This window comes from Azospirillum sp. TSH64 (assembly GCF_003116035.1).
Classification (GTDB): Bacteria; Pseudomonadota; Alphaproteobacteria; order Azospirillales; family Azospirillaceae; genus Azospirillum.
The window spans coordinates 6,615,257-6,624,647 of record NZ_LGQW01000015.1 but is presented as its reverse complement, the minus strand read 5'-3'; the positions used below and the strand labels follow the sequence as shown (position 1 = coordinate 6,624,647).

Here is a 9,391-nt window from a genome sequence, read left to right as displayed (position 1 = left end):
GGCCGGCCAGCTGGTCGGGCGTCAGCGTGATCGAGCCGTTGCTGACCGTCAGCGTGCCGTTCAGCGTGTTGGCGAGCGCCGCTCCGGCCGGGATGCCGCTGATGGTGATCGTCAGCGTCTCCGACCCGTCCAGATCGGTCAGGGCCGGGGTGATCGTCAGCGCAATCGCCGTGTCTTCATTGCCGCTCGCGGCGGAGACGGACAGGGTCGGCGTGTCGGTGACCGGATCGACGGTGACGTGCAGGGTCTGCGTCGTCGTCGCGACCGGCGCTGTGCCGTCCTTGGCAATCGCGGTGACGGTCAGGTCGAAATCAACGTCGCTGTTCGACGGAGGCGTGATCTTCAGGCCGGCAAGCTGCTGGGGCGTCAGCGTCCAGGTGGTGGTGCCGTTGCTTTCCGTGACCGAGGTGCCGGCACTAAGCGTCGCTCCGGCCGGAACGCCGGAAATCCGGATGCTCAGCGTCTCCGACCCGTCGGTATCGGTCAGGGCCGGGTTGATCGTCAGCGGAATCGCCGTGTCTTCGTCGCCGCGGGCGGCGGACACGGACAGGGTCGGGGTGTCGGTCACCGGGTTGACGGTCACCGCCAGGGTCTGCGTCACCGAAACCGGAGCGGCAACGCCATCCTTGGCCGTTGCCGTGACGGTCAGGGTGAAGTCATCATCGCTGTTCGACGGCGGGGTGATCGCCAGACCTGCCAGCTGACCCGGCGTCAGGGTGATCGACCCGCTGGAAATGGTCAGCGGATCGCCGGCGGTGTTGGTCAGCACCGCTCCGGCCGGGATGCCGGATATGGTGATCGTCAACGTCTCCGACCCGTCCAGATCGGTCAGCGCCGGGGTGATCGACAGTGGGATCGCCGTGTCTTCGCTGCCGGTGGCGGCGGACACCGACAGGGTCGGCGTGTCGGTGACCGGATTGACGGTGACCACCAGCGGCGCGCTGACGCTGACGGGATCGGCGCCGCCGTCGCGGGCGGTGGCGGTGACCGTCAGGGTGAAATCCACGTCGCTGTTGGCCGGCGGCGTGATCGTCAGGCCGGCCAGCTGGTTCGGCGACAGCGTGATCGAACCGTTGCCGATCGTCAGCGTGTCTCCCGCACTGTTCTTCAGGCTCGCGCCGACGGGAATGCCGCTGATCGTGATGCTCAGCGATTCCGAGCCGTCGGTGTCCGTCAGGGCCGGCGAAATCACCAGCGGAATGGCCGTATCCTCGCTGCCGGTCGCCGCGCTGACCGACAGGGTCGGCGTGTCGGTCACCGGATTGACGGTGACGGCCAGCGGCGCACTGACGCTCACCGGCGCGGCGGTGCCGTCCTGCGCGGTCGTGGTGACCGTCAGGGTGAAGTCGGCGTCGCTGTTGGCCGGCGGCGTGATGCGGAGACCCGCCAACTGGCCGGGCGTCAGCGTGACGGAGCCGTTGCTGATCGACAGCGTATCGCCGGCCGCGTTGGCGAGGCTGGCGCCGGAGGGAATGCCGCTGATCGTGATGCTCAGCGTTTCCGACCCGTCGGTATCGGTCAGGGCCGGGGTGATGGTCAGCGGAATCGCGGAGTCTTCGTTGCCGGTCGCCGCAGCGACGCTCAGCGTCGGCGTGTCGGTGACCGGGTTCACCGTGACCACCAGCGGCAGGCTGGTGCTGGCCGGCGCGGCGCTGCCGTCGCGGCTGGTCGCCGTGACGGTGAGCGTGAAATCGGCGTCGCTGTTCAGCGGCGGGGTGATCGCCAGCCCCGCCAGTTGGCCCGGCGTCAGGGTGATCGAGCCGCCGGAAACGGTCAGAACCTCGCCGGCCGCATTGGTCAGGACCGCACCGGTCGGAATGCCGGCGATGGTGACCGTCAGCGTCTCGGAGCCGTCGGTGTCGGTCAGCGCCGGGCTGATCGTCAGCGGAATCGCCGTATCCTCGGCACCGGTGACGGCCGAGACGCTGAGCGTCGGCGTGTCGGACACCGGATTGACCGTGACCGGCAGCGTGGCGGTGACGCTGTTGGGCGCGGCGGTGCCGTCGGTGCTGGTGGCCGTCACCGTCAGGCTGAAGCTGTCGCCGCTGTTGGCCGGCGGGGTCAGCGTCAGGCCGGGGATCTGCGACGCCGTCAGCACGATGCTGCCGTTGACCACCGTCAGCACCGCACCGGAGGCGTCGCGCAGAACCGCGCCGTCCGGAATGCCGGCCAGGGTGACGGTCAGCACCTCCGTCCCGCCGGTGTCGGTCAGGGCGGCGGCGATGTTGAGCGCGATGGCGCTGTCCTCGTCACCGGACACCCCGTTCACCGTCAGGCTGGGCGTGTCGGACACCGGGGCCGGGGCCGGAGTCGAGGCTGTGGCGACGGCGGGGGCGACCACCGCGGCGGCCTGCAGGAACGTCACGCCCTCGGCCGCGGGAACGACGCCATTGTCGATCACCTGATCGGGCGACTCCGGCACGGGGATGTCCGACGCCGCAGCCTCGAGCGGGTCGTAGGCCGAGGTGGTGCGCGCGGTCGACAGCAGCTCCGCCCGCTCCGCCGCCTTGCCGTCGGCACCGCGGCCCTCCCCGTCCGTCGGGCCGGAGCCCTCGGGACCGGTCGGGCCGGAACCGCGGGTGCCTTCGGTGCGCAGCACGTCGCCGTTCAGCAGCAGCGCGTTCACCGCCTGGTCGGCGGCGACCGCCACCGATTCGCCGACGACGGCACCGGTCTGCACCGCGCCGCCCACCATCAGATCCTCGGCGCCGCGATAATCGGTCTGGACATAGCCCAGCGTATCGTCGGGCCGCTGAAGCTGTACCGAGCTCGCTTCATGGATGACGCCGCCCAGGCGGGTGCCGTCGACCTGCTGGAGAAGGGTCAGATCGTCCAGGATCTGACGATCGTCGACCGCCGGGACCTTACCCTGAACCGCTTCCTCAGCCATCGGACCGCTCCATAAAGTCGGGCGCGAAATCGCACCGCACCACTCGTCACGACCCTAGGTTCTAGCGCTCCTACTTGCTTGTGATAAGAAACATCCTGTGATGAGTTTCAACATGTTGGACGCTGAACCGCCCACCACCTCTACCCCAGGGGGCCCACCCAGTGGCAACGAAATCCCTTGGGACTGTTGGGTTTTTACCGCTTTCGCGCAAACTCCGAAGGGCCGCGCGCAACGCGCTTTGTCACTCGGTTGCCTTTTGTTGCTATTCGCGGATTTACCTATCACTAGCAAATATGGTGTTGATTAGCGCTCGGTTAACTCCGTGAAACAGGTCGATCCGCTTGCAGCCCGCCCCTCAGCCCACTTCCCGCACCACATCCTCCGCCGACTCGGCCAAGGCCTCGACCGGCCGGGACCGCGGCGACAGCAACCGTGCGGCCGAGAAGGCTGCGCGGCGCCTGCTGTCCGGCATGCTGGGCCCGCGCCGCGACCGGGGGATGCTGATACTCGCATCCTTCGCGCTGAACATCTTCGGACTGGCCCTGCCGGTCACGCTGCTGCACGTCTACGACCGCATCCTGCCGAACGAATCCTACGGCACCATGCTTCTGCTCGGCATCGGCTGCGGGGCGGCGGCGGTGATGGAGGCGATCCTGCGGGTCGCGCGTTCGGCGCTGACCACCTGGATGGGGGCGAGGATCGAGCACCAGTCGAGCGCGTCGCTGATCGACCGGCTGATGCACATGCCGCTGAATGCCTTTTCTCAGCAGGGAATCGGCACCCATTTCGAGGTCTACCGCGCCATCAAGCTGGTGCGGGAATTCTATTCGGGCCAGGCGCTGCAATCGGCCATCGACATCCCGTTCGCCGCCCTCTACCTGGGTCTGATCGCCCTGCTGGCCGGCTGGCTGGCGGCGATCCCGGTGGCGGTGCTGGGGCTTTTCCTGATCGTCGGCGCCGTGCTGGGCCGGCGGATGCGCCGGGCGCTGGAGAGCCGCCACACGCTGGAGGAGCGGCGCCTGAATTTCATCAGCGAGGTGCTGGGCGGCGTCCACACGGTGAAGGGGCTGGGGGCCGAGGCCGGCCTGCTGCGCCGCCACGAGCGCCTGCAACAGGGCTGCAGCGAGGAGGACTTCACCGTCGCGCGGCTCAGCGGCACCGCCTCCGTCGTCGCCGGCACGCTGGCGCAGGCGACGATGATGCTGGTGGTTCTGCTGGGCAGCGTGTCGGTGATCGACGGGGCGATGACCACCGGCGTGCTGACCGCCTGCTCGATGCTGGCCGGGCGCTGCGTCCAGCCGGTGCAGGCGCTGTTCGACCGCTGGGTGCGCTACCAGTCGGTGTCGCTGGCCCTGCGCCGCATCGGCCATGTCCTGCTGGAGGTCGGATCCGACGGCGCCGCGGCGCCGGTCGCCAGGGATGGAAACCCCGAGTCGGACGGTGCGGTCGCCACGTCGCTGGCCCCCGGCTCCATCGAGATGGACAAGGTCGTCTTCGCCTATGACCGCGGGCCGGAGATCCTGAGCGGCCTGTCGCTCAGCGTCGGGCCGGGCGAGCTGCTGGGCGTGGTGGCGACCAACAGTTCGGGCAAGACGACGCTTCTGCGCCTGATCCTGGGCGTGCTGCGGCCGCGGTCCGGCGAGGTCCGGGTCGGCGTGCGCACACTGACCGGGGCCGACGCCATGATCGGCATCGGCGGCGTCGTCTATGTCGGCGAGCATCCGGAGCTGTTCAAAGGCACCATCCTGCAGAACCTGACGCTTTTCGACCCCAGCCGGGCCGATCTGGCGATGGAGGTCTGCCGGCGCCTTGGCCTCGACCGCCGCATCGCCAGCCTGCCGCAGGGCTACGAGACCATCGTCGGCGACGCCTCGCAGGAGGCGCTGCCGCGCGGTGCCCGCCAGATGATCTGCCTTGCCCGCGCGCTGGTCCGCGAACCGGCCGTCCTGCTGCTGGACGAGCCGAACTCGTCGCTCGATGTCGAGTCCGACAAGGCGTTCCGCCGTGCGCTGGACGAGTTGCGCGGCAGCGTCACCATCCTGCTGGTCAGCAGCCGCCCGTCGCTGCTGTCGCTGGCCGACCGGGTGGTGCAGATCGTCGACGGCCTTGCGGTGGCCCGCAACCCGGCCGCCGATGCCGTCGGGGGACAGCCGGCCCTGGTGGCCGCCGTCTCCAGCGCCGTGGAACCGGAGGCCGAATCCGGCACCGATGCGCAGCCGATCCGTGCCGCCCATGACGACGGCGACATCCTGCGCCGCCGTCTGGCCGAGGCGTCGGCCGTCGGCGCCTGCATGGTGCCGCTGCTCGACGCGCTCGGCTGGCGCGGCGCGCCGCAGACGCTGGCGGAAGCCCTGCCCCACTTCTCCGAGGTGCAGACGGTGGAGGAGCTGTGCGACGTGTTCCAGCGCCTGCATTTCGAGGGGCGCAGCCTGCGCTTCGACCTCGGCCGGCCGGAGCCGTCGCTGCTGCCCTGCCTGTTCCGCGCCCGCGACGGCGGCATCTACACGCTGCTGTCGGCCGATGCCGACGGCGTCACCGCCTTCAGCGGCCAGTCGCGCGAAACGGTCACGCTGAACTACGGCAAGGGCACGGCTTACGTCTTCACGCCGCTGGAGTCCGCCTCCGGCGCCGGGAGCCAGAACTGGGTCGGCTCGGTCATCCACGCCTATTTCCCGCTGCTGTGGGCGGTGCTGGGGCTGAGTGCCGTCATCAACCTGCTATCCGTCGCCGCCCCGCTCTTCACCATGGCGATCTACGACAAGGTGATCGGCACCGGGTCGTTCGACACGCTGGTCACCATCGCCGTCGGCGCCTTCCTGGTCATCGCCGGCGACTTCGCCCTGCGCCAGATCCGTGGCCGGGCGCTGGCCCATGCCGGATCGCGCATCGCCCGCACCGTCAGCAACGCCACCATCGACCGCATCCTGATGCTGCCGGTGGGCATGAGCGAGCGGGCGGCCATCGGCACGCAGATCGCGCGGGTGAAGGACCTGGAGTCGATCCGCGACTTCATCAGCCAGGGGCAGGTGGCGGCACTGTTCGACGTGCCCTTCGCCCTGTTCTATCTGATGGTGATGGCGGTGCTGGGCGGGCCGCTGGCCCTCGTCCCGCTGGCCGCCGTGCTGGTCACCGCCGCAATCGGCGCCGCCGTCCACCCGATGGTGCGCGCCCGCACCGGCATCACCGCGCGGGCCGACACCGAGCGGCAGGAATTCTTCGTCGAGATGGTCGCCAAGATGCCGGCCCTGCGCGCCATCGGCGGGCTGGCCCACTGGCGCGACCGCTATGACCGGCTGTCCGCCCGCACCGCCCGGTCGGGCCACACCGCCGCCAACCTGTCGGCGACCCATGCGGCGCTGGCCGGGCTGGTGGTGCCGGTGGCAGGATTGGCCACCGTCGGCGTCGGCGCCCTCCAGGTCTTCGCCGGCACGATGACGCCGGGCGCGCTGATGGCGTCGATGATGCTGCTGTGGCGGGTGATGGTGCCGTTGCAGACCGCCGTCTCCATGCTGCCGCGCATTGAGCAGCTGCGCGCCAACGCCCGCCAGATCAACGGCCTGATGAGCATCCGGCCGGAGCGCGAGCCGCGCTGCGCCACCTTGCAGCCGCGCCGGCTGAAGGGCGAGGTCTCCTTCTCCCGCGTGTCGCTGCGCTACCGCAACGATGCCGATCCGGCGCTGGTCGGCGTGACCTTCACCGTCAAGCCGGGGCAGATCGTCGCCATCGTCGGGCCGGACGGCGCCGGCAAGTCGTCGCTGCTGAAGGTGATGCTGGGGCTCTATGCGCCGCAGGCCGGCAATGTGCGGGTCGACGGCGTCGACATCCGCCAGATGGACCCGGTCGACCTGCGCAAGTCCATCGGCTATGTGCCGCAGGCCAGCTCGCTGTTCTACGGCACCATCGCGCAGAACCTCCGCTTCGCCGACCAGACCGCCGACGAGGCCGAACTGCGCTGGGCGCTGTCGCTGGCCGGCGCGCTGGACGAGGTGGAGGCGCTGCCGCGCGGGCTGGATACCCGCATCGGCGACAACCAGTCGCTGCGCCTGTCGCCCAGCCTGACCCAGAAGATCTGCCTGGCCCGCGCCTATATCCGCCGTCCTCGCATCCTGCTGCTGGACGAGCCGGCGAGCCGGCTGGATTTCGAGGGCGACAAGGCGCTGCACGCGGCGCTCGCCGCCCTGCGCGGCCACAGCACCATCTTCCTGGTCACCCACCGGCCGAGCCACCTGACGCTGGCCGACACGGTGCTGACCATGGATGCCGGCATGATCGGCCCCGCCGCCCCGGCCGGCGGCCTGCCCGGCCCTCGTCCGGTCGGCCCCGGAACAGGTCCCAATGGCGGCCCGGGCGGCGGCCCGGGCGGCGGCAACAGCGTCGCCAACGGCATCGCCGGGGCGCTGCTGGGCGGGATCGGGCTGCAACGCCCGCCCGGCGTCGCCGCCACGCCACAACGCTGATCGGGCGCCGATCGGGCGCCGATCGGGCGCCGATCGGGCACCGACGCCTTTCGCTCTTTCCTCCAGTCCCGTGTGAACCGCAAGATGGCCGCTTCAGACCTCGCCCGCCCCACCGGCAAATCGCTCAGCGCCGACGATGCGACGCTGTCGCTGGTCCGCGCCACCATCCTCGTGCTGGTCCTGCTGATGGCGGCCCTGCTGACCTGGGCCACGCTGATGCCGGTCAAGGAGGCCGTCGTCACCGCCGGGCAGGTGGTGCCGTCCGGCAATGCCCAGGTCGTCCAGCATCTGGAGGGCGGCATCGTGTCGTCAATCCTGGTCAAGGAAGGCGATCTGGTGGAGGCCGGCCAGCCGCTGCTCGCCTTCGACCCCAAGCAGGTCCAGGCGGAGCGGGAGCAGATGAATGCCCGGCTGCTGACGCTGGAACTGCGGGCGGAGCGGCTGCGCGCCTTCGCCGCCGGTCGGGCCGCCGATTTCGCCCGCGTCGCCGGTCCCGACACGCCGCAGACGGAGTCGCAGGTCGCCGACCAGAAGCTGATCTACGACACCCAGCGCCAGGCCCGCGACACCGCCATCGCCGTCCTGCGCGCCCAGGTGTCGCAGCGCGAGGCGGAACTGGCGCTGTATGAGGGGCAGCTGGCCAGCATCAAGGACCAGATCACCTTCATCACCGGATCGGTCGACATCCGCAACAAGCTGGAATCGATGGGCCTGTCGTCGAAGCTGCAATCGCTGGAAACCCAGCGCGAGCAGTCGCGCCTGATGGGCGAGCAGCGGCGGATCGAGGGGCAGATCATCGCCACCGGCCAAGCGATCACCGAGGCCGGCAACCGCATCCTTGACCAGTCGGCCAAGCTGTCGCAGGACGCCGTGACCGAGATGGGCACCGTCACCGCCGAGATCGCCCAGCTGCGCGAGGCCCGCGCCAAGCTCGACGACCGCGCCCAGCGCCTGACCGTGCTGTCGCCGGTGCGCGGGCTGGTGCAGGATCTGCGGGTCAACACCATCGGCGCGGTGGTGCCGGAAGGCGGCGTGCTGATGCAGGTCGTCCCGGTCGACCATGAAATGACGGTGGAGGCGCATGTCACCCCGCGCGACGTCGGCCATCTCCAGGTCGGGCAGGAGGCGACGGTCAAGGTGCTGACCTACGACTTCGCCCGCTATGGCGCCATCACCGGCACGCTGCTGCGCATCTCGGCCTCCACCTTCCTGGACGAGCAGCACCGCCCCTACTACAAGGCGGTCGTGGCGCTCAGCCGCAACCATGTCGGCCGCAACGACGTCCAGCACCCGGTTCTTCCCGGCATGACCACCCAGGTGGAGCTGCCCACCGGCGAGCGGTCGCTGCTGGAATATCTGCTGAAGCCGATCTACTTCGCCCTGTCCGACAGCTTCAACGAGCGGTGAGGGCAGTGGCCATCCCCTCTTCCCGCCGGGGAGAGGGGACGACGGCCACCCTCTGCAAACGCTCCACAAACGCAAAAAGGCCGCCGGTCCTGAATGGACGGGCGGCCGGCGTGTGGACGGCGGAAGCGGTCAGTAGGCGCCGAGCGACCGGGCGACGGCGGTGAATTCCTCGGCGAGCCAGCCTTCCTGCCGGATCAGGTGTGCCATCAGCCGCTTCAGCGCCGCCTCGTAGGCCTCGGCCCGCTCGTCGGCCGGCAGGCCGGCCGCGGCGAGACGGGCGACGAAATCGTCTGCCGCCTGCTCGGGTCCGAACTTCTCTGCCTTGCGGGAGTCGGCCTGGGTCATGACTTTGAACAACCTGGGAGCGGTGTCGGCGATCTGTTGCGGAACCATGTGAGCGCCTTGATGCGTGAGGCGATGCCTGACCCCATAATGGGTGTACGGGACACATGTGTGAAGAGACGATTTAGCGCTTAAATGAAATAAATTTTGGATGCATTTGATGCATCTCGTTTCAATTGTGTCGGCCCGTCGGCCAAAAGTTGCGGAGGTGCTGCAAGAAACGGCTCCGACACAGCTCGACAGAATATGTCACGACATACCAGTAGCAATCATTCGTGCCAGTACCTAAAATTGC

At 69.4% G+C, this 9,391-nt stretch carries 3 protein-coding genes and 1 pseudogene; 2 read left to right on the top strand and 2 right to left on the bottom strand.

What is annotated here, in order from left to right:
• Nucleotides 1-2,890 (bottom strand): annotated as a pseudogene (locus TSH64_RS31200) (calcium-binding protein); the annotation flags it as partial.
• A gap of 341 nt (nt 2,891-3,231) precedes the next feature.
• Here TSH64_RS31200 and TSH64_RS31195 point away from each other — a divergent pair.
• Together TSH64_RS31195 and TSH64_RS31190 are read left to right on the top strand one after the other, a co-directional pair.
• Nucleotides 3,232-7,347, top strand: coding sequence for an ATP-binding cassette domain-containing protein (locus TSH64_RS31195; protein WP_247873248.1), 4,116 nt, complete (start codon nt 3,232-3,234; stop codon nt 7,345-7,347).
• 84 nt (nt 7,348-7,431) lie between these two features.
• On the top strand, nt 7,432-8,754 hold the full coding sequence (locus tag TSH64_RS31190; RefSeq protein ID WP_109451006.1) for an HlyD family type I secretion periplasmic adaptor subunit: 1,323 nt from the start codon (nt 7,432-7,434) through the stop codon (nt 8,752-8,754).
• Nucleotides 8,755-8,883: 129 nt separating this feature from the next.
• Here TSH64_RS31190 and TSH64_RS31185 read toward each other — a convergent pair whose 3' ends face one another.
• Nucleotides 8,884-9,147, bottom strand: a complete 264-nt coding sequence (locus TSH64_RS31185; RefSeq protein ID WP_247873247.1) for a hypothetical protein — start codon at nt 9,145-9,147, stop codon at nt 8,884-8,886.
• Nucleotides 9,148-9,391: the final 244 nt, after the last annotated feature.